The sequence below is a fragment of the Rhizobium sp. LjRoot98 genome (genome assembly GCF_964252935.1).
Lineage (GTDB): Bacteria > Pseudomonadota > Alphaproteobacteria > Rhizobiales > Rhizobiaceae > Pararhizobium.
Window position 1 is genome coordinate 1 of record NZ_CAXUPW020000008.1, and the last position, 26,774, is coordinate 26,774.

Below are 26,774 nucleotides of genomic sequence, written 5' to 3' on the forward strand. Positions count from 1 at the left end.
CAAATCCTGCCCCCGCAACCAAACAAAAAACAAAAGCCCGTGATCAGAAATGACACGGGCTTTCGTGCGTTAATCGGCACGAAAAACAAGCAGCAATGATAACGCCACAAGCCAACGCCCGGCGAGCGCCAGCCATGAGACACGAAGATATCAACAAGGCCCAGGAGTTCTTTGGGAACTTCCCGTTTCTTCAAGGAAGCATCGCGGCGGACGATCAAGGTGATGCCGGGATGGCATGAAAATTCGGCCGATTCGCACGCGACGCGGCCAAGGTGAAAGGCGCACAAACCGATGACTTCGAACCCGATGAGGTGCGGCTGTCTATGGTATATTCGTGTGAAGGATAGCGCTCTGGCCGCAAAGCTCAAAGACCGTGGGAGCGCCAAATAGGGCGCTATCTTTGCGCAAAGTGCGTTCTGTTGAAATGGGTTCGTTCGAACCCAGGTACTTTGTAAACTGTATTGGGCAGATGCTCGGTGCGCTGAAGCTCCCCGCCTTTCAGGCAGGGAGCATTAACTGCAGGTTTTGATTGCCGATCGATAGGTTAGGAAACCAATGTCGTCTTGGCGACCGACAGTATTTTCGAGAACAGGTCAATGTCTTCACGCGAGTCCGAGGGCGGCGTGCGATTGGGCGCGCCACTGACGATCGTGTCGTGGAAGGCCTCGAGTTCGATCTGGAACGCGTCCTTGTGGAACGGTCCGAGCGTGCGGACGAGGTTGCTGTCGGCTGTGCTCTCCTGCACCTCCAGCGTCATCGGCAGATTGCGCAGATACGGCGTGTTGTAGCGGAACTGCAGGCGCTTGGTCTTCGACATGACCTCGATGCCGGCATCGAAGCGGGCGATATCGTCGATCAGGCATTCATAGATGGCAGTGAAGCTGCCGTAATCGAACATCGCGGTCAATTGTTCGCCATTTTGCGAGAGCTGTGCACCGATCACCCGCTTTGGCGAGCCGCCGAGCAGATCGCGCATGGCCGACAGGGAATGCGAGCACAGGCCGGTCATGACTTCATAGCCGCGCTTGACGATGGCTGGTGCGTCTGCCCCACACATCGCATCCATCATTTCCTTGCGCAGCGCCCGGCTCTCATCGATCAGCTTGGCCGGAATGTCGCCCTTCGGGGTCACGACCTTGTCGGTCTGGTTGAAGAACCAGGGGCCTTCGCAGATTACGTCACGGACGCGGACATAGGAGATCGGTCCGAAATTTGCGAGCTCCTGCTTGGCCGCCATGAAGGCCGGCGCAAAACGGCGCATGTAGCCGACCATCACCACGCGATCGGATGCTGCCTCGGCAGCGGCCAGCATCTCCAGATCCGCTGCCGTCAGGCAGGCCGGCTTTTCGATGAAGACGTGCTTGCCGGCCGCAAGCGCAGCCCTCGCCTGCTCGCCATGATGCTGGTCGGGGCTGAGGATCAGAACGGCATCGATATCGGGATCGGCAAACAGCGCATCAGCCGTATCGTAGCGCTTGGCGATCTTCCAGTGATCGGCGACCTCAGCCAGCACCGAAGGCGAAACATCGTGCACGGCGGCAAGTTCGAATTGCTGCTGCAGCTTGTGCAGCGTTGGAATGTGCATTAGCTGCGCCACTTCTCCAAGCCCAACCAGGCCAACTCTCAATCGCATATTCCACTCCTGTGTTGCGCTTTTTGCGCGAATTAAATTCGGATAGTGAATTTAAATACCGGAAGCCACTCCCTTGCTCAAGCGCGAAAATGGAATGAACATTCGATTTTTACACCCGCATGTCGAAATTTTCCATTTACAGACGGAAACTTCTGGATATTATGATCCATAATTTGGATTTAATAAAAGGGGAGTAAAGCATGTCCATTCGCGCAGTTCTCGCATTCAGCATCGCCACCCTCGGGCTTTCGGCCGCCTACCCGGCCGTCTCGCAGGCCGAAACCATCAACATCTTCTGCTCGTCGTCCGGCATCGAATTGCAGCTCTGCAAGGAAGGCTCCGAAGCCTGGGGCAAGGAAACTGGCAACGAGGTGAAGATCACCACCATGCCGGCAAACTGGGACGATGTTCTGTCGCTCTATCAGCAGCTGCTGTCGGCGCAGTCGACCGATGTCGACGTGATGATCCTCGATGGCGTCTGGGTCGGGCCGCTGAAAAGCCACCTGCTCGATCTGGCGGAAGCCATGCCTGCAGGCACGGTCGACAAGTATTTCCCATCGGCCGTGGCCGCCGGTACGGTCGGTGGAAAGTTTGTCGCGATGCCGTGGTACATGGATACGGGCCTGCTGTTCTACCGCAAGGACCTGCTCGACAAATACGGCGCCAAGGTTCCGGAAACCTGGTCTGACCTGACGACAACAGCACAGTTGGTTCAGGACGGCGAGCGCAAGGCAGGCAACGACAAGATGTGGGGTTACGTCTGGCAGGGCCGGGCCTATGAGGGTCTCGTCTGCAATGCCACCGAATGGTTCGCAAGCAGCGGCGCCGGCACGTTTATCGATGCCGAAGGCAAGATCACCATTGCCTCGCCCGAAGCCAAGGACATGCTGAAGACGGCGGCCGGCTGGGTCGGCACGATCTCGCCGGCAGGTGTGCTGAACTATGACGAAGAAGGCTCGCGCGGTGTCTTCCAGAATGGCGATGCCGTGTTCATGCGCAACTGGGCTTATGCCTGGTCGCTGGCCAACGGCGCCGACAGCGCCATCAAGGACAAGGTCGGCGTGGCACCCCTGCCCAAGGGCGTAAACGGCGAGCATGTCGGCATCGACGGTGCAGCCTATCTCGGCGTCTCGAAATACTCGGCGCATCCGAAGGAAGCCGCAGCGCTCGTCGCCTATCTTGCCGGCGAAAAGGAAGAGAAGCGCCGGGCTCTGGCGGGATCCTATATCCCGAGCATTTCGTCGCTGTTCTCCGATGCCGATATCCTGAAGGCGATCCCATTCTTGACGAGCGCTAAGGCCGCCTTCGAAAATGTCGTCACCCGGCCGACCAGCATCACCGGCAGCGATTACCCGCGCGTTTCGACCGAGATTTCCAACAATCTCCATTCCGGCCTTTCCGACCCGTCAGCCACCGACGCTGCGATCGACGACTTGGCCTCCAAGCTCGACGGTCTCAAGTCACGCGGCGGCTGGTAATCCATCTGATAACAAGGTTCGCGCTACCTGATTGTGGCGCGAACCGCCTTTTTCAAAATGCAAGGTAACAAGACGATGACGATCAAAATAGCGACAGCACCGGACTCCTGGGGTGTCTGGTATCCGAAGGACGAAAAACAGGTCGGATGGGAGCGCTATCTCGATGAAGTGCAGAAGGCCGGTTATAGCTACACCGAGCTCGGCCCCTGGGGTTACCTGCCGACCGATCCCGCAACGCTGCTGTCGGAACTCGGCCGCCGCGATATCAAGCTCTGCGGCACAGGCGTTGTTCATCCGCTGTCGCTTGCCGATTCCGCTGAAACCCTGGCTGCCCGTGTCGGGCCGATCTGCGGCCTGCTGAAAGCTGCAGGTGCCGAATGGTTCGTCCTGATGGACGAGTCCGAATCCTACGCCGCCCCTGGCGACCGCTTGCTGGATGACAAGGCCTGGGCGCAGATGATCGCCATCGTCAGCACTACCGCAAAGCGTGTCGTCGAAGAGTACGGAATGAAATTCGTTTTCCATCCGCATGTCGGCACTTGCATCGAAACCGAAGCCGAAATCGAGCGGCTGATGGCCGATACCAAGCCGGATCATGTCGGACTGTGCTTTGATCTGGGTCATCATATCTACACGGGCGCTGATCCCCTCGCCTTCATGGCCCGGCATGCCGATCGTATCCCCTACTATCATTTCAAGAACATGGATGGCGCGCTGCGCCAGCGCATCACCGACGAGAACATCCCGTTCATGGACGCGTTCCAGATGGGCGTCATGTGCGAACTGGACAAGGGCGCCATCGATTTCGCCGAGGTGGTGAAGTTCCTTGAAGCCCGCAATTACGATGGTTTCGCCGTTGTCGAGCAGGACATGTACCCCTGCCCGCCGGAAAAGCCCTACCCGATCGCCAAGCACAATCGCGACTACCTGAAGACGCTCGGCCTCTAAGCCCAGACCGCACGGCCGGCGCATCGCCGCCGGCCGCACTCGATCCCGACCGGAGAATTGACTTGCCCGCCCATTCCGCTGAAATCCTGAACTCCCCGGCCGAAATCGGCGACGTGCTTGCCGCTGATATCCTGGCTGCCATTGCCACCGCGCGCGCCAATGGCAAACAATATCTGCTGGGCTGCCCGAGCGGCCGTTCGCCAAAGCCCGTTTATGACGCGATGGCGGAAAAGGCTGCGGCCGGTAATCTCGATCTCTCCAATCTCGTTCTGGTAATGATGGACGAATATCTCGGCGGTGGCGAAGACGGTCTTGGCCTTTGCCCGCCGGATGCGCACAACAGCTGCCGCCGCTTCGCCGAACAAGAAATCCGCCAGCGGTTGAACGCCGCCATCGAGCCAGCACACCAGGTTTCGAAAGAGCATGTCTGGTTTCCGGATGCGACGAATCCCGGTGCCTACGATGAGCGGATCAAGGCAGCTGGCGGTGTCGACTTGTTCATTCTCGCCTCCGGTGCAACGGATGGCCATGTCGCCTTCAATCCGCCGGGTAGCCCGGCCGATGGTCCAAGCTGTATCGTCAAGCTCGCCGAAGAGACGCGCCGCGACAATCTTGGCACCTTCCCCGACTTCCCGTCGCTGGATGCCGTGCCGCATCATGGCCTGACCGTTGGTCTCGGCACGATCGCCAACCTGTCGAAATCGGTCGCCATGATCATTCATGGTTCGCATAAGCAGGGCGCTGCCAAACGTCTGACAGAGAGCGAAAGTTTCGATCCACAATGGCCGGCCACCATCGTTCATCGCTGCAAGCAGGTTCGGATTCTGCTTGATACCGCCGCGGCGGCTCAGGCATGACAGGCGCTGGCACACCCTTGCAATCTGCGGCCGCAACGATGGAAAGCGGCGACTATCGGATCGGCATCGACCTCGGCGGCACCAAGATCGCAGCTGGTCTGGTCGATATCCAATCGGGTGCAATGACCCATTTCCGGCGCCGCCCAACCCCGGTCTCCGAAGGTCCAATCGCGATCATCCGCGCAGTTGCGGAGATCGCTTCAGACATCATCGCGCTCGCCAAGGCTGAGGGCCGGTTTCCGCTGTCGATCGGGATTGCCGTGCCGGAACTGGTCGATCTTGAGGGACGCGTCTGCAGCGACTGGAATTTCTCGATTGAAACCATTGGCGCGGAAATCGAAAGCCTGCTTGGCATTCCGACGATGGCTGACAGCGACGTGCGTGCGGCGGCCCATGCGGAAGCCCGCTTCGGCGCGGGCCAGTCCCACCAGAGCTTCGTCTACATATCGCTGGGCACAGGCATCAGCTATTCGCTCGTGATCAATGGCCGGCCGTGGGCCGGGGCCAACGGTTTTGCCATTCACTTCGCCAGTTCAGTGCTTGCGCTTCCAAGGGAAGACGATACCGCACTGACGATTGCCAATGCCGAAGATTTCGCGTCGGGCAAAGGTATGCAGCGCTCGTTTGTCCGGCGCGCCGGGAAGCCTCCGGAAGACGGTGTTCGCACACTGGAAGCCATGAGTGCCGAGGGGGATTCCCTCTGTACTCGTATCCTCGATGAGGCCGGAGAGGTAACCGGCCGGCTGCTGGCGCAGATGATCAACATGGTCGATCCCGAGGCGGTTGTTCTCGGTGGCGGGCTGGGCTGCTCGACCGGGCGCTATCGTGAAAAGCTGGAGCAGTACATGCGCGAGAACATCTGGGCCGCCCGCTGCCGGTCCATTCCGCTCAAGCTTGCATCCCTTGGCGAAGGCGCCGGCGTGGTCGGTGCTGCTCTTGCAAAACCGCTCGGCAATCGCCGGCAAACAATCAAGGTTGGTGCATGATGGCTGAGACGGCACCTCAATCCAACTGGGTAAAGCGCATCGAACCCTGGCTGCTGCTGGCTCCGATGCTGATCGTGCTTGCCACGGTTACAGCCTGGCCTTTGGCGCGCACCGCGTATCTCTCCTTCATGCACGCCTCGCTCGATGATGGCGATTTGCCGCGGTTTATCGGGTTTGGCAATTATCTGGCGCTAATGAAGGATGGCGACTGGTGGCATGCCGTTCGAAACACCGCCTTCTTCGCGGTGATTTCGGTAACGCTGGAAACGCTGGCCGGTGTTGCGATCGCGCTTCTGATCGACAGCCAGATCAAGGGCCGCGGAGCGCTGCGCGCTGTCATGCTGATCCCGTGGGCGATCCCGACTGTCGTCTCTGCACAGATGTGGCAATGGATGCTGCATGACCAGTATGGTGTTGTCAACGCGCTCTTGATCAAGCTCGGCTTCATCAGCCACGGCATTGCCTGGACGGCGGGTGCCGGCACGGCGATGGCCGCGATCATCGCCGTCGATGTCTGGCAGACCACGCCGTTCATGGTGCTCTTGATCCTTGCTGGCCTGCAGATCATTCCCCGCGATCTCTATGAAGCGGCGAAGGTCGATGGCGCTCCCGGCTGGGCGCAGTTCTTTTACATCACCCTGCCCCTGCTTTGGCCGACCCTTGCCGTCGCCATTCTGTTTCGCCTGCTGGATGCCGTGCGGATGTTCGACCTTGCCTATGTGCTCAGTTCCAAGAGCCGCGAAACCGCGACGATCTCGATCTACGCCCGCCAGCAACTGGTCGATTTCCAGGACGTCGGCTACGGCTCGGCCGTGGCAATGCTGGTGTTCCTGATGATTTCACTGGTGGCCGCCATCTATATCCAGATCACCAAGATCCGGCTGATCAGCGAGTGAGGATGACTATGAAACGCCTTGCCAAAACCGTCGCGCTGACACTGCTCAAGATCGTCGTCGTGTTCTATACGATCTTTCCCTTCTATTGGGCGATCGTCTCATCGTTCAAGTCGGGTGCGGCACTGTTCTCGGTTGATTTCTTTCCGGCAATCGACCTGACCAACTACCGCGACCTGCTGACCAACGGCAACTTTCTGCGCAACATCCTCAACTCGGCGATCGTCGCTGTCAGCGTCGTGACGCTGTCGCTGATCTTCGCCATCACCTCGGCCTACGCGCTTGGCAAGATGAAGTTTCGGGGGCGCGGCATCGTTTTGGCCGGTATTCTCGGCGCGTCGATGTTTCCGCAGATCGTCGTGCTGTCCGGCCTGTTCGGCACGATCCGCTGGCTCGGGCTTTATAACAGCCTCGGTAGCCTCGTCCTTTCCTACATGATCTTCAGCCTGCCGTTTACGGTTTGGGTGATGACCAGTTTCATCCGCCAGATTCCGGCTGAACTGGAAGACGCAGCCCGCATGGATGGATGCTCGACCTGGGCGATGATCTGGCAGATCTATTTCCCGCTGCTTGCGCCCGCGCTTGCCAGCACCGGCCTGCTTGCCTTCATTGCATCCTGGAACGAATTCCTGTTCGCGCTGACGTTCACGCTCAGCGATACGGTTCGTACGGTTCCGGTTGGCCTGGCGCTGATTTCCGGATCGAGCCGCTTCGAATTGCCGTTCGGCACGATCATGGCCGCTTCCGTCATCGTTACCGTCCCCCTGATCCTGCTCGTGCTGATCTTCCAGCGCCGTATCGTCTCCGGCCTCACCGCGGGTGCCGTGAAATGATGAGCCTTGCTATCAAAGAAAGAAAAATCGATGGCTGACCTGTCCCTTTCCAACGTGCGCAAAGCCTTCGGCGCCCTCAATGTATTGCACGGGATCGATCTCAAGATTGAAGACGGTGAATTTGTCGTGTTTGTCGGCCCGTCAGGTTGCGGAAAGTCGACGCTGCTGCGCGCCATCGCTGGCCTTGAGGATATCAGCGGCGGTGACATCCGCATCGGGGGCGAGATCGTCAACCACGTTCCTCCGGCTGAACGGCAGATCGCCATGGTGTTCCAGTCCTATGCGCTTTATCCGCATATGGATGTCTATACCAACATGGCGTTCGGCCTGAAATTCGCAAAAATCCCGAAAGACGAGATCGACCGGCGTGTCCGCAAGGCAGCCTCGATCCTGAAGCTCGACGCGGTTCTCGACCGCAAGCCCGGCGCACTGTCCGGTGGCCAGCGCCAGCGCGTTGCCATCGGCCGCGCCATCGTGCGCCAGCCGAAAGCCTTCCTGTTTGACGAACCCCTGTCCAACCTCGACGCAGCACTGCGCGTCAACACCCGCATCGAGATCGCCAAGCTCCACCGTGAACTGGGCGCGACGATGATCTATGTGACGCACGATCAGGTTGAGGCGATGACATTGGCGGACAAGATCGTCGTGCTCAATGCCGGCCGCATCGAGCAGGTCGGAACGCCGCTCGACCTCTATCACGCCCCCGCCAACCTGTTTGTCGCCGGCTTCATCGGATCACCCGCGATGAACCTGATGGAGGCGCGCGTGAGTGCTGTTGCGGATGGTAATATGAAGCTGTCTGTGGGTGAGCAGCACATCAGCCTTCCTTATTCGGGAGCACCGGTTGCCCCCGGCGCAACAGTCACCGTCGGCATCCGGCCGGAACACTGGATCCCCGGCGATGGCCCATCGGTGAAGATCGAGGGGACTGTTGACCTCGTGGAACATCTCGGCGAAACCAGCATCGTCTATCTGCGACTCGCCGATGGGCAGATGATAACCGTGCGTTATCCCGGCGATATTTTCTGCACGGCCGGAGATCGCTTCGTGGCCGACGCCCCGGCCGCCGCGGTTCACCTTTTCGATGCTGCCGGACAAGCCATGCTCGGGCGCCGCTCTGGCCCGGCTTACGGCATCCTCGGCCAGGAATTCCGGGCACGCTGAATGGAAACGGAATGACTGATACGCCAAAGACACGGGCGGGAGCGCCCAAGCTGACCAGGCTCGCCGAGGGGCGGCAGAGGCTGCCCGATGTCACCGGCACCAATCTCGAGCATTCCCGCATCTTCAACCGGCGGCTCATCTTCGAGGCGCTGCACCAGTCCGGCCCGCTCAGCCGCATTGACATTGCCAAGCGCGTCGGGCTGACGCCGCAGACTGTTTCCGGGATTACCCGGGAGTTGCTGGACCAGGAGTTCATCATCGAAACCGGGCGTTCGCAGGGCCAGCGCGGCCAGCCGCAGATTTATCTCGGTCCGAACCCTGTTGCCGGATTCTCCATCGGCATTCATCTCGACCGCAACCGCGTCGTCATGGTCGTGTGCAATCTTCTGCTGGAAGTCATCGGCCGGAAAACCTGGACGGGCGATACGCGCGAGCCGGAACCAACGCTCAAGCACATTGCCAGCCTGACCGAAGACCTCATCGCCGAGGCAGATGTCCCGCGGGAAAAAATCTGGAGCATCGGCCTGGTGCTTCCCACGCTGGACGATGACATCTACGATTTTGCCACCAAGCAGCCGGGATGGGACGCCTGGGCCAGCGTCCCCGTCGCCCAGCGTCTGCAGGAGTTGTGCGGTTTGACCGTGCTTGTCGAGAACGACGCGACGGCCGCGGCGATCGGCGAGCATTTTGCCCGCCGCGACAAGGACAAGCGCAACTTCGCCCATCTGTATATCGGATACGGCGTCGGCGCCGGCATGATTGTCGATGGCATGCCCTTGAAGGGTGCATGGGGGAACGCCGGCGAACTCGGGCTCTTGCCATTTCAACCGAAACGCATGCGCGACAATGGCGCACCGCCGATTATCGATGCCATCCTGTCGCTGAACGGTATTGCGTCGGCGCTCGAATGGAGCATCGAAGATGCCGATGCAGCGGTCGCCGACCTGTCAATCCTTGCTGATATCCATGCCCGCCGCGATCCGCAGCTTTCCGCCTGGATGGAGGAGGCGGGACTTTGCCTGCGTTTTCTGGCGGCTATTCTCGAAGGCACCATCGATCCGGAGTTCATTACGGTCGGCGGGTCGCTACCGCCGTCGATTATCACGGCGCTGGTCGAGCGGGCCTATCCGCTGTACCGCTCCTTGAGCGAACGCAAGGACCGCCGTTCGCCGCGGCTCGTCGTCGGTGAACTGACCGATGACGCGCCGGTTATCGGCGCCGCCAGCCTGCCGATCTTCGTCAACACCAACCCGAATTTTCGCCATCTCTATATCCGCCAGATCGGTGACGATCAGCGCCCCTTCGAGCAGCCGAAAAGAAGTTAACGGGGAGCCGTTGAACCCCGCCGGTTGCTGGTGGCTGGCCGGATCAGGGCAAGTGGCGGTGCTTGATTGACCACGGGCGGGATCGTCAGGCCTCCGGCTGTCGCCAGTCCCACACAAACGATGACGATTCGCGAAAACCGAACCGATTGATGTGCTCTTCTATGGCCGCCTTGCCCTTGCTCAGGGAAGTAACGTCTGCTGCCGCAATGGTGATTGTCAGCGCGTCCGTATTCGGCTCGATCGTATAGCTTGTCTGCCCAAACGCCATCACGACGCCGGCCGCCGTTTCATTGACGACCGGGCCGTGATGTTTCCAGTGGCTCAGAAGCTGGGCGCAATAGCGTGTGGCTTGCGCCGTCTGGATCGAGACTGTCGCGTTTGGCATGGGTTTCCTCTCCCGGTTCTGGGCGCGCTGCAATCTTAGTTGTGCAGGACGACGGTCGTCTTGCCGTTGATGAAGACCCGGCCTTCCAGATGATTCCTGACGGCGCCTGCCAAAACCCTGCGTTCGATATCGCGGCCCTTGCGGACGATGTCATCAAGGGAATCGAGATGGCTAATGCGCTCGACATCCTGTTCGATGATCGGCCCTTCGTCCAAGTCGCCGGTGACATAATGGGCCGTCGCTCCGATGATCTTGACACCCCGTTCCTTGGCCTGCTGGTAAGGCCGTGCGCCCTTGAAACCGGGCAGAAAGGAATGATGGATATTGATGCACCGACCAGACAATGCTTTCGCCGCGTCATCCGACAGGACCTGCATGTAGCGGGCAAGAACCACCAGATCGACGGCGCTCTGCTGGACGATGTCGAGCAGTTTCTGCTCCTGTTTCGCCTTTGTTGCGGCGGTTACGGGCAGATAATGGAACGGCATGCCCCGCAGATCTATATTGGCGAAATCTTCCTTCGGATAATTGGAGACAACGCCGACAATCTCGGCTGGAAATTCCCGCACGCGCAACCGGTAAAGGAGGTCGAGCAGGCAATGATCGAACCTGGAGACCATGATCAAAACCCGGGCCCGGGCATCGGCGGTTTTCAGGCTGATGGTGGCCCCTACCCTCATCGCAACGGCCTGAAGCCGTTCCTCGAGCTTGCGGAAATCGTCGGCCGTGCCTGAATAGCTGAAGACCAGCCGCATGAAGAAACGGTCGGTATCGATATCACCATATTGATGTGCCTCGGTGATGTCGGCGCCGATTTCGGATAGCAGGGTGGTAAAGCCCGCAACGATGCCGCGCGTGTTGGGGCTGGAAGTGGTCAAGACATACGAGCAGGTCCGATTGTCGTCCTGAACGCAACTGGCGCCGTGAATAACGGCAGTGTCATAGCACATTCTCATGAACTCCGTGGTGCTTACAAAAGTCTCGGATCGATATCGACCAACGGATCTAGCGCGTTGACCTGTGCGGGATAGAAACCGGCGGCTTTCTTGTAGTCGTCAGCGATCCGGTTGAGGTCTTCTTTCGGGATAACGTCATGGATATGCTTGAAGCCGCCGGGGGCTAACTGCTCGGCGAGAACCATGACCCATTCCGGGCCCATTTTTTCGCGGTTGAGCTTGACCAGGGAATAGACTTCCTCAAGCCGCAGTTTCTCGTAGAAGTCGATGGCCGCTACAGCGTCGCGCTGTGTCTTGAAGGCAAGTGCCAGCGCCCGCACATCGACGATCGCCTGGGAGGCGCCGCTGGAGCCGGCCGGATGCATGGCATGGGCGGCATCGCCGATCATGGTGACCCGCCCGAAAGTCCATTTCGGGATGCGATCCCGGTCGACTTTGGGAAAGACATAGAGTTGCTTGGCGTTGCGAATGATGCCGGGCACATCGCACCAGTCATAGGCCCATTTCTCAAAACGGGGAGCGACCTCGTCGATCGTGCAGACGCGGTTCCATTCCTCTTGAGGCATCGGCTTGTTGGGATCGACTGAATCTTCAGCGACGAAATTGATCTGCGTGCTGTCCGGATGGGTCAGAGGTCCAGCCATCGGATAGAAAACCACCTTCTGCTGGCGATGTCCGGCCATGAACATCGTGTGGTTATCCAGGAAGGTCTTGGCATCCGTGACACCCCGCCACATGATTTGCCCGGCAAAACGCGGCGCGGCCTCCTGCGGATAGAAGAAACGGCGAACGGCGGAATGAATTCCATCGGCGGCAATCAGGATGTCGCCGGTATAGGTGCCGACCGGCTTGCCATCCCGGCTCTCCCGGAATTCGGCGGTGACGAGATCGCCCGTCTGCTCCAGCCTATGGAAGTAGTGCCCTGTCCTGACGGCGTCTTCACCAAGGCGCTCCTTGACGGCCTTGAGCAAAAGACCTTGAAAGCGCCCGCGGCTGATGCCGAATTGTGGCCACAGATAGCCGGCTTTCAATCCACGCGGTTCGCTCCAGATTTCCTGCCCGTGCTTGTTGTGATAGCGGAGTTCCTCCATCGAGGAACCGATCTCCGAAAGCTTGCCCAGGAGACCGAGATTGGTGAGTTCCTTGACTGCATTGGGCTGCAGGTTGATGCCTACACCCAGCTCGCGGACCTCATGCGCGGCTTCGAACAGTTCGACGTCGATACCCAAGGCGTGAAGCCTCAGGGCGGCGGTCAGTCCGGCGATGCCGGCGCCGACGATCAGAATTTTTGTCATTGTCTTGTTTCCCTAGCCCCAAGGCCTGAGCAGCAGGCCGGCTCGAATGTCATGCGTCGATACTGTTGCGGCGATATTTCCTGGCAAGATGGTGCTTAGCGGTTTCGACTGCGGCGGCTGCATCGCGGCAATAGGCGTCAGCCCCGACTGCGGCGGCAAATTCCTCGTTGAGTGGCGCGCCGCCGACGAGGACAATGTAGTCCTCGCGCAGCCCGCGCTCTTTCAACGTGTCGACGACGATCTTCATGTAAGGCATGGTCGTGGTGAGCAGCGCCGACATGCCGAGAATGTCTGGCTGGTGTTCCTGGAGCGCGCCGATGTAGACATCGACATCGATGTTGATGCCAAGATCGATCACTTCGAGGCCAGCACCCTCCCACATCATGATGACGAGGTTTTTCCCGATATCGTGAATATCGCCCTTGACCGTGCCGATGACGGCTTTCCCGATGGGCTTGGCACCGGTGTTTGCCAGAAGCGGCTTGAGGATGTTCATCCCGGCCTTCATCGCGTTTGCCGAGAGCAGCACTTCCGGAACGAAAAGAATGCCATCGCGGAAGTCCATGCCGACGATCCGCATTCCCTCGACCAGGGCTTTTTCCAGCACTTCGGTCGGAGACCAGCCGCGGCCAAGTAAAATGCGGGTTCCCTCGGCGATTTCATCGGCAAGGCCATCGTACATGTCTGCATGCATCTGATCGGTCAGGGCGTCGTCATCAAGCTCTGAAAGGATAATCTCATCGGTTTGCGTGCTCATTCCAACCCCTGCTTTTACGTGTCCTCAAGATGTGCAAACGATTAGCCTGCAGCCTTGTCATTTCAGAAGTCCCGAATGAGACCATTGATCCGGTGCCGGCAAAGCAAATATGCGCATGCGTTTTGCTTCAGGCAGCCGGCGGGGGATCACTCGGCGTCAGGCGTGGTCCTGTTGAGGTCAGCCGCCAACCCGGTCGCGGTGACAGCGACGATGGGTAAGATCGCGCCGCCGGACTTGCGGCACTTTGCAGAACCGCAGGCTCGGTTGCATTTCGGTATTTTGCCGGAAAATGCTGCAGCCCCGCCGGGGCAGGCATCATCGGCAAGCGCATCAATCATGAAAATGCACATAGTCTCCTCCTTCTGAGCCGATGGGGGCCGAGGCGCCGGCTTGCGCGTGCGGCTTAGCGCGAATTCAGCAGATCAAGCGGATATTTGGAGAGCAGGTCGTAGCCATCGTCGGTCACCAGTATCTGCTGTTCGATCTTGACGCCCTGTTTGCCGCCAAACTCGCCAACATAGCTTTCGACACAGATCGTCATCCCTGTCTCCAGGACACCGTCGAAACCGAAGTTCTCATAATCGCGCCAGTAAAGGATTTGGGGATACTCATCGCACATGCCGATGCCATGGGCGGCACAAACATATTGCTGGCGGCGGAACCGCTCCGGCAGGTTTTCCGACCGTTCGGCAAACTCCCTGAATGTCAGGCCGGCTTTCACCATCGACATGTTCCGGTCGAGATGCTCCACCGCGATGTCAAACAGATCCTGCTGTTCGACGGTGGGTTTGGCGTCACCACAGATCCAGGTGCGGGAAATATCGGCGCAATAGCCGTAGTTTCCGATCAGATCCGTATCGAAGGCGACGATGTCGCCATTCTCGATACGCCGATCGCTTGCCTCCTTGAACCAGGGATTGGTGCGCGGACCGGACGCGAAGAGTGCGCCCTCCAGCCACTCGCCACCGAGTTCGATGTTGCGCTTGTGGAGGATCGACCAGACTTCCCGCTCCATCAGGCCGGGCTCCAGCCCTTGGCGCATGCTTTCCATGCCGGCTTCTGCGGTGCTGATTGCGCAGCGGATGGCGCCGAGTTCGTCGGCAGACTTGATGACGCGGGCATGCTCCATGATGCCCTGCCCCTCGATGACCTTGACGCCCTCTTGCTCGAGCCCCCACACGCCGAACGGATTGATCCTGTCGACGGCAAGGCGGCAGTTGCCGCCACCGTGCTCGCGGACGAGCGCGGCAATGCTCTTCGACCAGGCCTTCGCATTTTCCTCGAAGCGTGGTCCTGCCGTGAAGTAGGTCCATGGAATGCAGGGGCTCAACTCGTCGACGAGATCGAAGCCATCGTAGAGATGCAGCATGGTCGTCGCGTCGAAGATGATGACCGGGCCGGAGGTCGCGATGAAGGCGTATCGAACCGGATTGTGATGGCCCCAGACCTGCATGTTGGTCGTGTCGGTCGCATAGCGCAGGTTCACGGAATCAAACAGGACAATGCCGGCGACGTCGTGGATGGCCATCTGTTCGCGCATTCGCGCCAGCCGGTACTTGCGAAGAGCCGTCAGGCTCCATCCGGTTTCAGTACCCGCGGTAAAGGTTCCGGCCATATTCATCGTTCGAACTCCCCACCGGTGATGGCTTTTGAGCGGGAGGCAATAAAGTCACCGATCGTCTGCCGCAGCCCCTCGTCGATCGCCGGTGCTTCGTATTCGTCGATCATGCGGCGCGCCTTGGCGAGGCCGACCTGATGAGCGTCAAGCCGCCCCTCGTCACGCCATTGCTCGTAGCTGTTGGCATCCGAGAGCTCGGGTATGTAGAAGGAATTCTTGCGCGTATGCGCTTCGCCCAGAAAATGCCCGCCCGGGCCGACCTTCACCAAGGTTTCGAAGACTTCCTCGAGGTCATCCATTCTCGGACGAAGGAAGGCCTCGTAGAAGATATCGATCTGCTCGACGTCGTGGACAAATTTGGAATAGCTGATGGCAAGGCCGCCTTCGACGATACCGGCGGCGTGGATAATCCAGTTCGCATGCGCCAACATGTAACCCCATGTCGACATGATCGATTCATAACCGGCCTGCAGATCTGGCGTCTTGGCTGTGGTCCAGAGCCCGCTCGCCCGCCATACCAGGCCGAGTTTGCGGATGACTTGGCCAACGATCAGGTTCATGGCGATCGGTTCGGGGCTGCCGGTCAGTGGCGCGCCCGATTTCATCGAGATCGTCTGTGCCACGCAGCCAAACATCGCTGGCGCACCCTTGCGGATGATTTGCGTATAGGCGATGCCGCTGAGGGCTTCGGCGATGATAAGAGCGCAAGCGCCGATGGTGCTGACGGGCGAACTGGCGCCGCCCATGACGAACGGTGTACAGATGACCGTCTGGTTGGCGCGCGAATAGATTTCGAGCGCGTTGATCATCGCCTCATCCCAGACAAGCGGGGTGTTGCAGTTGACCAGCGAGCCGACAACCATGTTCTGATCGACAAATTCCTCACCGAACACAAGCTGCGACAGCGCAATGGTGTCCTTCGCCGCCGTCCGCGATGTCACGGCGCCCATATAGGGTTTGTCCGACAGCAGGATTGTCTGTCCGACAAGCTCGAAGTGACGCAGCCGAACATCGACATCCTGGGGCTCAGCAAGCACGCCGCCGTTGATCTGGATCGTCTTGGCCGTATGCGCCAGCTTGGTGAAGTTCTGCAGGTGCTCGCGCGTGCTGGTCTTGCGAACGTCGTCGAAATCGAGAACGTGTGGCGCGCCATAGGCCCCGCTGAAGACTGTCCGGGCGCCACCAAGCGTGATTGAGCGCTCGGGGTTGCGGGCGTTGAAACGGATCTCGGATGGAGCCGTTGAGATCAGCTTCATGATCAGGTCGCGCTTGATGCGCACACGTGCCCCGTCAACCTGTGCGCCGGCGGACTGCCAGCGGGCTGGCGCCTCCGGATGGCGGAATTCGATGCCGATTGTTTCCAGAATCCTAAATGCCATGCCCAGTACTTGTTCGAGGCCATCCTCGTCCATGATGGAATAGGCGGGCAACTGGTTGATAAGCTCCGCCCGCTGAACTGCGCCCTTGCGAGCCTGCGCCTCACGGCGATTTGCGGCGCCCCCGCGCCGTGTCCCTGGAGTGCTCATGATTTGCTCCGCTAGAAATCCGATGGATGCGTTTGCCCGCATTTGCCGGACTATTCCTGTGTGAGCGCCGGGGAGATCGATAGTCCAAATTTATACCGCCTGATGCGAGCGAACGGATCGCGGCCATCATGTGAAAGCGGGGATGGTGACGAATAGGACAAGCACTGCCTTGGGCTTGGCTGTCTAAAACGAATGGTAAGCCACGGACACCTATTGCCGCGAAACGGGCGGCGTCGTCTTCAGGAGGGAAGAGTAATGTTTGCAACGATCGATGCGGCAGAGGCCGCATTTTACTCGGCTATCGAACGGCATGACGTGAACGCCATGCGTGATATCTGGTCGAACTCTGACCGGGCCGCCTATATCGAGCCGAACGGCAATGCAGCGGTCGGCATCGAGGCGATTATTGAAACAATGGCGCATGCGTTTGCGAGCGCGCCGTTTGTTCAGTTTGAGTTGACTCACTTGACCCAAAGCGAGCCGGGAAACTCTGCCGCCATCCGGCTTGTCCGGGAAAATGTTACCTTCGTCGCTGACAATCGCAAGACCGCGCTCATGGGCACCAATGTCTTCCGGCGCGATGCCACAGGCTGGAAGATTCTGTTGCATCAGGCAACGCGGCTCGCGACCTGAGATCGTAGCTTGCGCGTCCATGTGTCCGCCGGAAGACGCACTCCTTATGCCGGCTGACAACGCACATGAGAGCCACCCCGGCAGGCGATTGATCGTCTCCATCAATGCCTGCCATTCTCAAAACAAGTTGTAGGGTACGTGATGCTTCTGGGCACCCGTGGTGAAAACGAGCATGAGGCTTTTCGGTACGATGGCCGCTTTGAGCGGCAGAACCGCGCTGATCTGGAGCCGGTGACGCGGGTGACAACGGTCACCGTGCTTGTCGTCGATGGTTTCTCGATGCTTAGTCTTGCGGCCATCATCGAACCCTTCAACCAGGCCAACAGGGCTGACGCTGCAGATCATTTCCGTTGGAGATTGGTCGGGGTGCTTCGTCGGTCGGCGGTGGCATCTTGCGGGATCGAGGTCGAGCTCAGTGACGATCTTACATCATTCCGTCCGGATGCGAGCGCTCTACAGGAACATTTGGTGGTCGTTTGTTCTGGAAACGATGTCGATCGTCATGTCAGCTCGAAAACCCGCTCCTTTCTCAGAGGAATGGCGCGAAGGGGGGCCACTCTCGTCGGCGTGGGGACGGGAGCCTGGATGATTGCAGATGCCGACCTGCTTGAGGAAAAGGAATGCACAATCCATTGGAGCAAGATGCCGAGCTTTTCGGAGCGCTTCCGGGACATAACGGTCAATGGCCAGCGGCTTCACAGCGATGAGAACATCTACACTTGCGCGGGTGAAATGGCGTCCTTCGATTTTTCCCTGGATATAATTCAGGCCCGGCTCGGCGCGACGAAATCAAACCGGCTTGCGGAATACTTCCTGGGCAATGTCATAGCCCCGGCAACCGCCAGGCAGAAACTTCCCAAGCCTCTTGTGCACGCGGCACCCCGCCATCCGCTGGTGCAAGCGATCACCGTGATGGAGAACAATATCGCGGAGCGTAAAACGCTGAACGAGATTGCCAAGATGTCGCTGATATCGCGCAGGCAACTCGAGCGCCTGTTCATGAAGCATCTCAAAACCACCCCGGCCCAGTATTACATTCAGCTGCGCCTCGAATGGGGCAAGAGCCTGCTTGAGCAAACGTGCATCCCAGTCATCGATATCGCGGTTGCATCCGGCTTTGTAACCGCATCGCACTTTTCGCGCTCATTCAGGAACTTATTTTCCTGTCTTCCTTCTGAAATACGATCTACTGAAAGAAACGAGCAGGCTGCGGCGGTCGAGCTGGCGTAAAACGCGGTTGAAATTTACCGTAACCAGATCGAAAAACGACGGCTATCTGAAACGAGGACACCAAGGATGAGTTCTTCGCAGCACCAAGGAAAGCGTCAACGCGCTTCCTCAAAGACGGTGTCTGAGCTATCGCCTGACATGCTTGCAAAGCTGGGGGCCATTCCGGCCCAGCCCGCAATTAGAAAAAGCTCATTGACGGAGCAAGCTTACCAGAAAATCAAGGTGCGCATTCTGACGGCCCAGTATGAGCCGGGGCGATTCCTGCAGGAAAATGCGATCTGCGAGGAGCTTGAAATGGGCAGGACTCCTGTCCACCAAGCACTGCAGCGGCTGATGCAGGAAGATCTGCTCGAGGTCATCCCGCGCAAAGGCGTGTTGATCCGGCTGGAATCGCTTGATGAAATTCTGCTGGCTCTGGAAGTACGTGGTGTTCTGGAGCCCTATTGCGCCTCGAAAGCGGCAACGCGGTTGAGCAACGCACAGCTCAAGGAGTTGGACACGATCCAGGCCGAAACGATTGCTGCCGTGCACCGGCAATCAAAGCCGGATTTGTTGCTACTGGACCGGCGTTTTCATTCGATCATTGCGTTGGGAGCGGGTAATCCGATGATTGCCGATTTCCTGCGCCCCGTCCATGAAAGGCTGACGCGTCTCTGGTTTCAGCCGCGCTGGGCGCCCAGCGATTTCTCGCAGACAGAGGGCGAGCATGACGCGATCATTGCCGCCATCAAGCGCCGGGACGCGGATGGCGCAATGACCGCGATGCGCGAACATATCACATCCCTGCATGGGCGCCTGATATCCTCCGGCGGTTCCTGACCACTGCACACATGCGATGAGCCGGCTACCATGGATCATCATTGGGGGACGGGACGGCGTGCGCAGCGGCTGTCCCTCCCTTCGCAACATCGCGGCGATGCTTCAGCCAGAAATAGGGAAAAAAGAGCAGGAACAGCAGTGCTCCTTTGCTCGTTGCCATGGTCTTCAGGAACGCCAGGAAATCATCCGGTGCCATATAGACCATGGTTCTCATCGCTTGCTTTTCGTCGCTGTGGATGACCAGCATGGTTCCCGACCGTTCGATCTTGCCGAAATTGAAATCCACATCGGCTAGCTTGCTCGTCACACGCATAAACTTTCCACCTGATTTTAGGTCGCTGCTGCTGTTCAAGAACAGCGAATTTACCCGATCGTAAGTGCCCTGCCCCGGCCGAAATAGTCTCGAATGGGACAAGCGCTACCTTAGCCGCTCGCCTATCCAAATCGGGACAACAACGCCAACGGCCATGCGCCGAAGGCCTGCAAGGAGGGATGGCCTTGCAGCGCGATCAATCGCGGTTCCGTACCGGTAGCAAGGATGGGTTGAGAGACATGATCTTCGACAAACAAAAAGTATTCGCCGAGCTGGGTCTTCAAGCGTTGAATTCAGGCGCCTATGGCAGCGAAGGTGGTTGGAGCGTTGCAGAACCCGGCAACGCCTTCGCGGCCATAAACCCATCGACCGAGGAAGAACTTGCCAGGGTCGGCAATGCTTCTGGCGAAGACTATGACCGCATCATCAAGGCTGCCGTCGCAGCACACAAGAAATGGCGCATGGTCCCCGCACCCGTCAGGGGCGATCTTGTTCATCGTATTGGTATGCTCGTTGCAGAGCATCATGATGCGCTTGGCGCGCTGGTGTCGCTCGATACCGGCAAATCGCTGATGGAAGGCAAGGCCGAGATCAAGGAGGTCATCGATATGGCCACCCTCGCCGCCGGTCAGTCGCGCATGCTTTATGGTTTTACGCAGCAGTCGCAGCGCGCCCATCACCGGATGTATGACCAATGGCTGCCGCTCGGTGTCGTCGGCATCATCACAGCCTACAACTTTCCAGCCGCGGTATGGGCGCAGAATGGTTTTCTGTCTGCGATCGGCGGCAACACCGTTATCTGGAAGCCCAGTCCCAAGGTCCCGCTGACGGCGATCGCGCTGCAGCGCCTCGCCGTGAAAGCCATGGAGGAGATGGGATATGCCGGGGTCTTCCAGATGTTCGTGTCGGAAGATAATACGGTTGCAGAACGCCTCTTGACCGACAGGAACGTGGCGCTGGTTTCCTTTACCGGTTCGACCGGTGTTGGCCACAAGGTCGCCAATACCGTCGGGGCAACGCTGGGACGCCGCTACCTGCTGGAGTGTTCGGGCAACAACGGCTGCATCGTCGATGAGACGGCCGACCTGGAGCTGGCCGCAGCCGCCATCACTTTCGGTGCCGTTGGGACAACCGGCCAGCGTTGCACAAGCACACGCCGCGTCATCGTCCAAAAAAGCGTATCTGAAAAGCTGGTCCGGCTCCTGGCCGGTGCGTACCGGAATGTGAAGGTCGGAGACCCGGTAGACGGCAGCACGTTGGTTGGCCCGCTGGTCGATAAGGGGGCCGTTATCGCGTTCGAGCAGACTGTGGCTTCCGCCAAGTCACTCGGTGCGACCGTCGCCTTCGGCGGCCGCCGAATGGATCGACCGGGTTATTTCGTCGAGCCAACCATCATCACCGGCGCGCGCAACGAATGGCAATGCGTCCAGGAGGAAACCTTCGCACCCATCCTGTTCGTCATCGAATATGACGACTTTGGTGAAGCTCTTGAACTGCACAACGGCGTCGCACAGGGGCTCGCCTCGGGCATCCACAGCACCAATCTGTCCAATATCGAAGCGTTCCTCTCGGCGGAGGGCAGTGATTGCGGCATCGCAAAAGTCAATATGGGGACAACCGGTGCCGATGTCGGCGCGGCTTTCGGCGGTGAAAAGGAAACAGGTGGCGGCCGCACGGCAGGCTCTGACGCCTGGAAGGGATACATGCGCCGCCAAAGCGTTTGCATCAACTGGGGCAAGGAAACCCCGTGGCGCCGTCTGGTCGAGGTGTGATCCCATGAACTATTACGACGTCATATTGATCGGCGGAGGCATCGCGGGCGTTTCCGCCGGCGCAGAGATCGCGGCATATGCAAAAACGGTTGTTCTGGAAGCCGAAACCCAGCCGGGATATCATGCGACAGGCCGCTCGGCAGCCTTTTTCACAACCACATACGGTAACAGCCTATCCCAGTCGCTTGGGCGGATTTCGGAGATTTTCTTTCGTGGTCCACCCGACGGCTTTACTGAACATGCGCTCATCCACCCACGCGAACAGATCGTCGTTGCCAATGCTGCATCGCTGGACCGGCTCAAGGCTATGCAGGCCGGTATTGCGGCCGATGTATCGCCAATCGGCATCGACGATGCGCTGGCGCGGGTCAGCATTCTCAATCGTGATGAAGTGGCAGGAGCCTTTGTCGATCGCACGGGTGGGGAACTTGATGCCGGTGCGATCCTCGGCGGATATGCGCGGCTTCTCAAGCAGCGTGGTGGCGAACTGATTGGCAATGCACGAGCCACGTCGATATCCTTCAATGACGGGCTTTGGACGGTGCGCACCCAAAACGGTGATACCTTTACGGCGCCGGCAATCGTCAATGCCGCGGGGGCCTGGGCTGATGACGTGGCGCAGATGGCTGCTCTGGAACCCTTGGGGTTGAAGCCGCTGCGGCGTACCGCAATCCTCGTACCTCCCTCCCCGGGGCTGGACATGGCAGGCCTGCCGATGCTCATCCATTTGTCGGGCGGCTTCTATTTCAAGCCCGATGCCGGGATGTTGCTCGTGTCGCCGATGGACGAAACAGAAGACACGCCTTGCGATGTCCAGGCCGACGAATATGACGTTGCCGTCGCAGTTGACCGGCTGATGAACAACACATCGATGCAGGTTCGCCAGGTCACGCACCGCTGGGCCGGTTTCCGTACCTTTGCCGAGGACAGAAATCCCGTTGTCGGGTACGATCCGGCGGCAAGCGGCTTCTTCTGGCTTGCCGGACAGGGTGGATTCGGTGTGGGCTCAGCGCCGGCGCTCGCGCATCTCGCCTGCGCATTGATTACAGGCCAGGATATCCCCCATGCCTTTGATCGGGTGGCTCATATGGCTGACATGCTGAGCCCCGCGCGTTTCCGCATATCGGGGAAAGCCGAAGAGCGCCCTACCGCAAGTGCGGTTGCATAACAAGACTGATCGTACACAATCCGAAGATCGCCAGCGGTGACTTTCAGGACATCCGCGCAAAAGGGAAATATCGTGAAAATCATCAGTTTCAAGAAGAACGGTGCCGCCGCCTACGGCGTTGTTGTCGGCGATACCGTCATCGACCTCCATGCCCGTTTGAAGGACAAGTATCCGACGGTGCGCGATCTGCTTGAAAATGGGCTTGATGACGCCCGGAGACTTCTGGCGGCCGTCCCGGATTTCAGTCTTGCGGCCGTCGATCTTCTGCCGGTTATCCCTGATCCGGAGAAGATCTTCTGCATCGGCGTCAACTACCTTTCACATTTGGTCGAGACAGGCCGCCCCAAACCGGACTTTCCGGTGGTCTTTACCCGCAATCCGAGAAGCCAGACGGCACACGGTAAGCCGATCATCAAGCCGGCGGTCTCTGATCAGCTTGATTTCGAGGGGGAGCTGGCTGTTATTATCGGCAAGCCGGGCCGCAACATTGCCGCGGCTGACGCGCTCTCCCATGTTGCAGGCTATTCCTGCTATAATGATGGCAGCATCCGCGACTGGCAAAAGCACACGCCACAATTCACCCCGGGCAAGAACTTCGACAATACCGGTGGTTTTGGTCCGTCCCTGCTCACCGCAGACGAAATCGCCGATCCCTCCACCCTTGAGCTGGTTACGCGCCTTAACGGCGAGGAGATGCAGCGGGCACCGCTTTCAGATTTGGTTTTTGATATTCCAGCCCTGATCGAATACCTGTCCAGTTTCACGACACTGGTCGCAGGCGATGTCATCGTCACCGGGACTACGGGCGGCGTCGGCGCGTTCCGCAACCCACCGCTCTGGATGAAGCACGGCGACGTTGTCGAAGTCGAAATCAGCTCGATCGGCACGTTGCGAAATCCGGTTGTCGCGGAATAGCACCGCAAGTGTGGAGGTCGTGCCGGTATCGATGCCGCAGCCTGTGTGCTGACGGCATGTCTGGATGGTTGACATTTGTTCGGTACAGGGAGGTCTTTGCCTTCTCAACCCGATGCGCGCGGAATGCCGTGGTTGCCTTATAATTTAGTCGCGATCACGTCTTGAGCGCCGCAGCAAGATAGTCGACGAAGCTTCTGACGGCCGGCGACAGACCGCGCCGAGACGGAAAAACGGCATGCACGATACCGCTCTTCAGATGCCAGTCAGGCAAGATCGGCTCGAGCTCGCCGGACGCGATCTGGTCGGCGACGAGATAATCCGCAAGCTGTACAACCCCAACGCCATCAATGGCGGCCTGGCGGAGCGCGTACATATCGTCAGCCACATAGCGCGGCTCGAAGAGGATACTCTGTTGCGCTTCGGTTGAATCTTGCAGTTCCCAGACATGCTTCGACGAACTTCGCACCAGATCCATCCCGGGTAGAGGGGAAAGCTCATCGGGTGTCGAGAGTCTGCCGAAGCGGGAAAGAAGGGCCGGGCTTGCCACCAGGATCTGTTGGCTGTCGGCAAGCCGTCTCATCACCAGCCCTTCATTTTCGAGCGGTGGAAACCGCACACGAAGCGCCACATCCACCCCCTCTTCGATCACGTCGACCCGACGATTGGTCGCTGACAGTTGAATGCGAACGAGCGGAAACTCCATTAGGAAGCGCGAGACGATTGGTGACACTAGGCTGATCATCAATGAAACGGGACATGTGACCCTGATGAGGCCGCGCGGTTCGGTGCGATTGTTCTCAACGGCCTCTTGAGCTGCTTCGGCCTCGGAGATCACTGCGACGCAGTGCCGATAGTAGACTGCGCCGATTTCGGTCATCGCGAATTGGCGCGTCGTCCGTTGCAGCAGCCGGCTACCAAGACGCTCCTCCAACAACGTGATCCGTCGGCTGAGCGTCGACTTAGGAACTCCGAGGGCACGGCCGGCAGCGGCGAAGCCACGGTGCTCGACAACACGGGCGTAATAGAAAAGGTCGTTGAGATCATACATGGCATTGTTCCATCTGTGGAACGAATAGTACCGAAACACCCGTCTTTCGGCAATATCGTCTCAGTGGTATCTCTTCAATGCATCGAGACAATCATCTCGTTTCACAAAAGGAGACATGAGAATGGCTAAAAGTTCGCTGCTTACCCCCGACGATCACGCGCTTCTGCTGATCGATCATCAGTATCTTCAGTTGCTTGCTGTGCGCTCGCACACCAATGAAGCGATCGTCAACAATACGACCTTCCTGGCGAAGGCTGCGAAGATCTTCAACGTTCCGACGCTGCTGACCACCGCGTTTGCCGAGCGGCAGGAACTGTTTCAGGAGGTCCAGGCAGTCTTCCCGGATCAAAAGCCGATTGACCGCACCGGGCTCAACTCCTGGGACGATCAGCGTGTGCTCGACTGGGTCAAGAAGACCGGCAAGAAGAAGCTGGTTATGGCGGGCCTCTGGACCGAGGTTTGCCTGAGCATGCCGGTGATCGATGCATTGGCTGACGGCTATGAAGTCTACATCGTCACCGACGCTTCCGGCGGCGGTAGCACGGAAGGTCATGAACGCGGCGTTCAGCGCATGGTTCAGGCCGGCGCGCAGCCCCTGACCACAGTCGCCTATGTTTCCGAACTGCAGCGCGACTGGGCACGCCCGACCGCCGACGATATCGCCAAGCTTTTTGCCGAGCATGGCGGCGGTTTTGGCCAGGGTTTGCGTTGGGAGTGGCAGCTTCTGGGTCTCAAGGAAGGCACACGATAAAGTAGCGCTTTCGGCCACGGGTTTTGATGCCCGTGGCCGGCAATCAGCTGTTGTTTCGGCATTCGATTGATCCAGGCGTGATATCGCCACCTACGCCGATAAAATCACAAACGTGCCCTGACACAGTAAACCCCGGCTCGCCTGGCGATCCGGGGTTTACTGTCATTGTCCTATCAGTTCGTCTGAACGCCCCACTGGGCCTCAAACTTGTCGGCATTTTCCCGCGTAACAACGGGGCCGACGGGGCTGATTTCCGGAACTGAAACAGCGGACTTTTCGATCGCCTTTCCATTGACTGCGTCAATTGCCATGTTGACGGCAATTTCCGCATCGGTCTGAGGCAGGGACACCTTGCTGCCGAACCATCTGCCGGCACGGATGCGTTCAACACCGATGTAGCTGGCACCAGAGCCGATCAACGCCACCTTGCCTTTCAGCGGCGTATCGCTGACGGCCTGCTCGACACCGATGATCGTATCATCGTCATTGGCAAAGATGACGTGGATGTCCTGGTTGGCCACCAGAATATCCCGCGCAACCCGGAGACCACCATCGGCGCTGTAGTCGGATGCACCCGATGCGACCAGCTTGATGGTGGGGTTTTCCGCATAAAGCCGGTTGATCTCTTTCAGCTTGGCCGCATCATAGGCTGCCGCTCGGCTGCCGATAATGTAGACAGTGTTGCATGGGTCCTTTCCCTCGCAGGCCTTCTTGACCATCGAGAAGGATGCCTCTGCGTCGTCCGGCTCTGGAAACAGGACGGAGCCGGTGAGCCCTTCGACCTGCGGCTCGATCGTGAACTGCGGACCGAGAGGACTATCAAGGGCAACCACCTTGATGCCGGCAGAAATGGCCTGTCGCACGCAGGGCAGGATGCCGGCGCCATCGACAGGATAGATGACGAAAGCGTTGTAGCGGCCTGTCGTGATGGCGTCCTGGCACTGTGAAAATTGCTTGGACGGATCGAAGTCGCCGGACAGGACATTGATTGACGCACCTTTGGCGGTCGCAACTTCCGTTGCCTTTTCGGCACTCGCCTGATTGTAGCTTGTATTGCCTTGCAGGAAATAGGCGATACGGGTGTCCTTGCCTTCCTGGGCGACAACGGTACCGGCAGCAGATAACGCCAGCGCGAACGAAAGAGCGCCGATCGTTGAAGGGGCAAGGCGTCTGGATGCAAACATATTGAACTCCTTTGCTGTCCCCTCGAAGACTTTTCATTCGAGGGATTGGGTTGAGTTTGACAAGAACGCCGAATGTCCTGCGGGTCGCGAGTGCATTCGAAATTCATCGGCGTCTTCACGCTGGACTTTGCTTGTTCGGCCCCGTGTTTGGACCACGTGTTGCCAAAGAAAAGTGTGGCGCAAAAATCAATTCCGGCTCCGGTGGTGCGGCCGGCATCTTCGTCGCGGGATATGAGTGAACGCACTGCGTTTCCTCAACGCAGCAGCCCACATTGAGTCGGTGATGT

At 58.9% G+C, this 26,774-nt stretch carries 26 protein-coding genes; 15 read left to right on the plus strand and 11 right to left on the minus strand.

Features of this window, described 5'->3' with window-relative positions:
- Positions 1-544 precede the first annotated feature (544 nt).
- Positions 545-1,633 carry a Gfo/Idh/MocA family protein gene (locus tag ACSQ3J_RS22115; RefSeq protein WP_060502434.1) on the minus strand — a complete coding sequence of 363 codons (1,089 nt, stop codon included), beginning with the start codon at positions 1,631-1,633 and terminating at the stop codon, positions 545-547.
- 200 nt (positions 1,634-1,833) lie between these two features.
- Here ACSQ3J_RS22115 and ACSQ3J_RS22120 point away from each other — a divergent pair, with 200 nt between their 5' ends.
- From ACSQ3J_RS22120 to ACSQ3J_RS22155, 8 genes are all read left to right on the plus strand, one after another.
- Entirely contained in the window at positions 1,834-3,111 is a 1,278-nt protein-coding gene (locus ACSQ3J_RS22120; RefSeq protein WP_060502433.1) for an ABC transporter substrate-binding protein, read from the plus strand.
- Positions 3,112-3,186: 75 nt separating this feature from the next.
- Positions 3,187-4,059: a sugar phosphate isomerase/epimerase family protein gene (locus ACSQ3J_RS22125; RefSeq protein ID WP_060502453.1), complete on the plus strand. Its 873-nt coding sequence runs from the start codon at positions 3,187-3,189 to the stop codon at positions 4,057-4,059.
- A 62-nt stretch (positions 4,060-4,121) separates the two neighbouring features.
- Positions 4,122-4,916: a 6-phosphogluconolactonase gene (locus tag ACSQ3J_RS22130; RefSeq protein ID WP_060502432.1), complete on the plus strand. Its 795-nt coding sequence runs from the start codon at positions 4,122-4,124 to the stop codon at positions 4,914-4,916.
- A complete protein-coding gene (locus tag ACSQ3J_RS22135; RefSeq protein WP_060502431.1) occupies positions 4,913-5,902 on the plus strand; it encodes an ROK family protein in 990 nt (329 codons plus the stop codon). Before ACSQ3J_RS22130 ends, ACSQ3J_RS22135 begins: the two co-directional genes overlap by 4 nt.
- Entirely contained in the window at positions 5,899-6,798 is a 900-nt protein-coding gene (locus ACSQ3J_RS22140; RefSeq protein ID WP_347360142.1) for a carbohydrate ABC transporter permease, read from the plus strand. Before ACSQ3J_RS22135 ends, ACSQ3J_RS22140 begins: the two co-directional genes overlap by 4 nt.
- Positions 6,799-6,806: 8 nt before the next feature.
- Positions 6,807-7,628, plus strand: a complete 822-nt coding sequence (locus tag ACSQ3J_RS22145) for a carbohydrate ABC transporter permease (protein WP_060502430.1) — start codon at positions 6,807-6,809, stop codon at positions 7,626-7,628.
- A 30-nt stretch (positions 7,629-7,658) separates the two neighbouring features.
- Complete coding sequence (locus ACSQ3J_RS22150) at positions 7,659-8,792, plus strand: ABC transporter ATP-binding protein (protein WP_060502429.1); 1,134 nt, start codon at positions 7,659-7,661, stop codon at positions 8,790-8,792.
- A gap of 11 nt (positions 8,793-8,803) precedes the next feature.
- Positions 8,804-10,117 (plus strand): ROK family transcriptional regulator, encoded by a 1,314-nt coding sequence (locus ACSQ3J_RS22155; RefSeq protein WP_082511982.1) that lies wholly within the window; start codon positions 8,804-8,806, stop codon positions 10,115-10,117.
- Between the two features lie 85 nt (positions 10,118-10,202).
- Here the strand turns inward: ACSQ3J_RS22155 and ACSQ3J_RS22160 are convergent, their stop codons facing one another.
- The 7 genes from ACSQ3J_RS22160 to ACSQ3J_RS22190 form a co-directional block, all read right to left on the minus strand.
- On the minus strand, positions 10,203-10,502 hold the full coding sequence (locus ACSQ3J_RS22160) for a DUF2218 domain-containing protein (RefSeq protein WP_060502428.1): 300 nt from the start codon (positions 10,500-10,502) through the stop codon (positions 10,203-10,205).
- A gap of 35 nt (positions 10,503-10,537) precedes the next feature.
- The gene (purU, locus tag ACSQ3J_RS22165; RefSeq protein ID WP_060502427.1) at positions 10,538-11,452 is read right to left on the minus strand and encodes a formyltetrahydrofolate deformylase; all 915 of its coding nucleotides are present in this window, start codon (positions 11,450-11,452) and stop codon (positions 10,538-10,540) included.
- A 20-nt stretch (positions 11,453-11,472) separates the two neighbouring features.
- Positions 11,473-12,753, minus strand: a complete 1,281-nt coding sequence (locus ACSQ3J_RS22170; protein ID WP_060502426.1) for a flavin-dependent oxidoreductase — start codon at positions 12,751-12,753, stop codon at positions 11,473-11,475.
- Positions 12,754-12,802: 49 nt separating this feature from the next.
- Positions 12,803-13,510, minus strand: a complete 708-nt coding sequence (locus ACSQ3J_RS22175) for a corrinoid protein (RefSeq protein ID WP_060502425.1) — start codon at positions 13,508-13,510, stop codon at positions 12,803-12,805.
- A gap of 146 nt (positions 13,511-13,656) precedes the next feature.
- Positions 13,657-13,860, minus strand: coding sequence for a hypothetical protein (locus tag ACSQ3J_RS22180; RefSeq protein ID WP_060502424.1), 204 nt, complete (start codon positions 13,858-13,860; stop codon positions 13,657-13,659).
- Positions 13,861-13,913: 53 nt separating this feature from the next.
- The gene (locus ACSQ3J_RS22185) at positions 13,914-15,131 is read right to left on the minus strand and encodes a M24 family metallopeptidase (RefSeq protein WP_112834753.1); all 1,218 of its coding nucleotides are present in this window, start codon (positions 15,129-15,131) and stop codon (positions 13,914-13,916) included.
- The gene (locus ACSQ3J_RS22190) at positions 15,128-16,654 is read right to left on the minus strand and encodes a trimethylamine methyltransferase family protein (protein WP_436040304.1); all 1,527 of its coding nucleotides are present in this window, start codon (positions 16,652-16,654) and stop codon (positions 15,128-15,130) included. The genes ACSQ3J_RS22185 and ACSQ3J_RS22190 overlap by 4 nt, the downstream gene beginning before the upstream one ends.
- Before the next feature lie 255 nt (positions 16,655-16,909).
- On the opposite strand from ACSQ3J_RS22190, the gene ACSQ3J_RS22195 reads away from it, so the two are divergent.
- The 3 genes from ACSQ3J_RS22195 (at position 16,910) to ACSQ3J_RS22205 (ending at position 19,336) form a co-directional block, all read left to right on the plus strand.
- On the plus strand, positions 16,910-17,287 hold the full coding sequence (locus ACSQ3J_RS22195) for a YybH family protein (protein ID WP_436040306.1): 378 nt from the start codon (positions 16,910-16,912) through the stop codon (positions 17,285-17,287).
- Between the two features lie 141 nt (positions 17,288-17,428).
- On the plus strand, positions 17,429-18,517 hold the full coding sequence (locus ACSQ3J_RS22200) for a GlxA family transcriptional regulator (RefSeq protein WP_060502420.1): 1,089 nt from the start codon (positions 17,429-17,431) through the stop codon (positions 18,515-18,517).
- A gap of 192 nt (positions 18,518-18,709) precedes the next feature.
- Positions 18,710-19,336 carry a GntR family transcriptional regulator gene (locus ACSQ3J_RS22205; RefSeq protein ID WP_060511948.1) on the plus strand — a complete coding sequence of 209 codons (627 nt, stop codon included), beginning with the start codon at positions 18,710-18,712 and terminating at the stop codon, positions 19,334-19,336.
- 25 nt (positions 19,337-19,361) lie between these two features.
- Here the strand turns inward: ACSQ3J_RS22205 and ACSQ3J_RS22210 are convergent, their stop codons facing one another.
- Positions 19,362-19,688 (minus strand): hypothetical protein, encoded by a 327-nt coding sequence (locus tag ACSQ3J_RS22210; protein ID WP_156393916.1) that lies wholly within the window; start codon positions 19,686-19,688, stop codon positions 19,362-19,364.
- 146 nt (positions 19,689-19,834) lie between these two features.
- On the opposite strand from ACSQ3J_RS22210, the gene ACSQ3J_RS22215 reads away from it, so the two are divergent.
- The 3 genes from ACSQ3J_RS22215 to ACSQ3J_RS22225 all read left to right on the plus strand — a co-directional run bounded on the left by ACSQ3J_RS22215 (position 19,835) and on the right by ACSQ3J_RS22225 (position 23,504).
- A complete protein-coding gene (locus tag ACSQ3J_RS22215) occupies positions 19,835-21,421 on the plus strand; it encodes an aldehyde dehydrogenase family protein (RefSeq protein ID WP_200954922.1) in 1,587 nt (528 codons plus the stop codon).
- A 4-nt stretch (positions 21,422-21,425) separates the two neighbouring features.
- Positions 21,426-22,589: an NAD(P)/FAD-dependent oxidoreductase gene (locus ACSQ3J_RS22220; protein WP_436040309.1), complete on the plus strand. Its 1,164-nt coding sequence runs from the start codon at positions 21,426-21,428 to the stop codon at positions 22,587-22,589.
- Positions 22,590-22,661: 72 nt separating this feature from the next.
- Positions 22,662-23,504 carry a fumarylacetoacetate hydrolase family protein gene (locus ACSQ3J_RS22225; protein ID WP_436040311.1) on the plus strand — a complete coding sequence of 281 codons (843 nt, stop codon included), beginning with the start codon at positions 22,662-22,664 and terminating at the stop codon, positions 23,502-23,504.
- Positions 23,505-23,658: 154 nt separating this feature from the next.
- On the opposite strand, the gene ACSQ3J_RS22230 is transcribed toward ACSQ3J_RS22225, so the two are convergent.
- A complete protein-coding gene (locus ACSQ3J_RS22230) occupies positions 23,659-24,552 on the minus strand; it encodes a LysR substrate-binding domain-containing protein (protein WP_436040313.1) in 894 nt (297 codons plus the stop codon).
- A 115-nt stretch (positions 24,553-24,667) separates the two neighbouring features.
- Between ACSQ3J_RS22230 and ACSQ3J_RS22235 the strand changes: the two genes are divergently transcribed.
- Positions 24,668-25,303, plus strand: a complete 636-nt coding sequence (locus tag ACSQ3J_RS22235; RefSeq protein WP_060502414.1) for a hydrolase — start codon at positions 24,668-24,670, stop codon at positions 25,301-25,303.
- 173 nt (positions 25,304-25,476) lie between these two features.
- Here the strand turns inward: ACSQ3J_RS22235 and ACSQ3J_RS22240 are convergent, their stop codons facing one another.
- A complete protein-coding gene (locus ACSQ3J_RS22240) occupies positions 25,477-26,487 on the minus strand; it encodes a sugar ABC transporter substrate-binding protein (protein ID WP_436040315.1) in 1,011 nt (336 codons plus the stop codon).
- Between the last annotated feature and the right edge of the window lie 287 nt (positions 26,488-26,774).

What these genes read in the sequence shown, in the direction of transcription:
- ACSQ3J_RS22125 (WP_060502453.1), top strand. Translation starts at nt 3,187, where the DNA reads ATGACGATCAAAATAGCGACAGCACCGGACTCCTGGGGTGTCTGGTAT.
- ACSQ3J_RS22135 (WP_060502431.1), top strand. Translation starts at nt 4,913, where the DNA reads ATGACAGGCGCTGGCACACCCTTGCAATCTGCGGCCGCAACGATGGAA.
- ACSQ3J_RS22200 (WP_060502420.1), top strand. Translation starts at nt 17,429, where the DNA reads ATGCTTCTGGGCACCCGTGGTGAAAACGAGCATGAGGCTTTTCGGTAC.
- ACSQ3J_RS22190 (WP_436040304.1), bottom strand. Translation starts at nt 16,654, where the DNA reads ATGAGCACTCCAGGGACACGGCGCGGGGGCGCCGCAAATCGCCGTGAG.
- ACSQ3J_RS22180 (WP_060502424.1), bottom strand. Translation starts at nt 13,860, where the DNA reads ATGTGCATTTTCATGATTGATGCGCTTGCCGATGATGCCTGCCCCGGC.
- ACSQ3J_RS22155 (WP_082511982.1), top strand. Translation starts at nt 8,804, where the DNA reads ATGACTGATACGCCAAAGACACGGGCGGGAGCGCCCAAGCTGACCAGG.
- ACSQ3J_RS22240 (WP_436040315.1), bottom strand. Translation starts at nt 26,487, where the DNA reads ATGTTTGCATCCAGACGCCTTGCCCCTTCAACGATCGGCGCTCTTTCG.
- ACSQ3J_RS22175 (WP_060502425.1), bottom strand. Translation starts at nt 13,510, where the DNA reads ATGAGCACGCAAACCGATGAGATTATCCTTTCAGAGCTTGATGACGAC.
- ACSQ3J_RS22185 (WP_112834753.1), bottom strand. Translation starts at nt 15,131, where the DNA reads ATGAATATGGCCGGAACCTTTACCGCGGGTACTGAAACCGGATGGAGC.
- ACSQ3J_RS22145 (WP_060502430.1), top strand. Translation starts at nt 6,807, where the DNA reads ATGAAACGCCTTGCCAAAACCGTCGCGCTGACACTGCTCAAGATCGTC.
- ACSQ3J_RS22220 (WP_436040309.1), top strand. Translation starts at nt 21,426, where the DNA reads ATGAACTATTACGACGTCATATTGATCGGCGGAGGCATCGCGGGCGTT.
- ACSQ3J_RS22140 (WP_347360142.1), top strand. Translation starts at nt 5,899, where the DNA reads ATGATGGCTGAGACGGCACCTCAATCCAACTGGGTAAAGCGCATCGAA.
- ACSQ3J_RS22235 (WP_060502414.1), top strand. Translation starts at nt 24,668, where the DNA reads ATGAGAATGGCTAAAAGTTCGCTGCTTACCCCCGACGATCACGCGCTT.
- ACSQ3J_RS22115 (WP_060502434.1), bottom strand. Translation starts at nt 1,633, where the DNA reads ATGCGATTGAGAGTTGGCCTGGTTGGGCTTGGAGAAGTGGCGCAGCTA.
- purU (WP_060502427.1), bottom strand. Translation starts at nt 11,452, where the DNA reads ATGTGCTATGACACTGCCGTTATTCACGGCGCCAGTTGCGTTCAGGAC.
- ACSQ3J_RS22170 (WP_060502426.1), bottom strand. Translation starts at nt 12,753, where the DNA reads ATGACAAAAATTCTGATCGTCGGCGCCGGCATCGCCGGACTGACCGCC.
- ACSQ3J_RS22195 (WP_436040306.1), top strand. Translation starts at nt 16,910, where the DNA reads ATGTTTGCAACGATCGATGCGGCAGAGGCCGCATTTTACTCGGCTATC.
- ACSQ3J_RS22160 (WP_060502428.1), bottom strand. Translation starts at nt 10,502, where the DNA reads ATGCCAAACGCGACAGTCTCGATCCAGACGGCGCAAGCCACACGCTAT.
- ACSQ3J_RS22230 (WP_436040313.1), bottom strand. Translation starts at nt 24,552, where the DNA reads ATGTATGATCTCAACGACCTTTTCTATTACGCCCGTGTTGTCGAGCAC.
- ACSQ3J_RS22120 (WP_060502433.1), top strand. Translation starts at nt 1,834, where the DNA reads ATGTCCATTCGCGCAGTTCTCGCATTCAGCATCGCCACCCTCGGGCTT.
- ACSQ3J_RS22150 (WP_060502429.1), top strand. Translation starts at nt 7,659, where the DNA reads ATGGCTGACCTGTCCCTTTCCAACGTGCGCAAAGCCTTCGGCGCCCTC.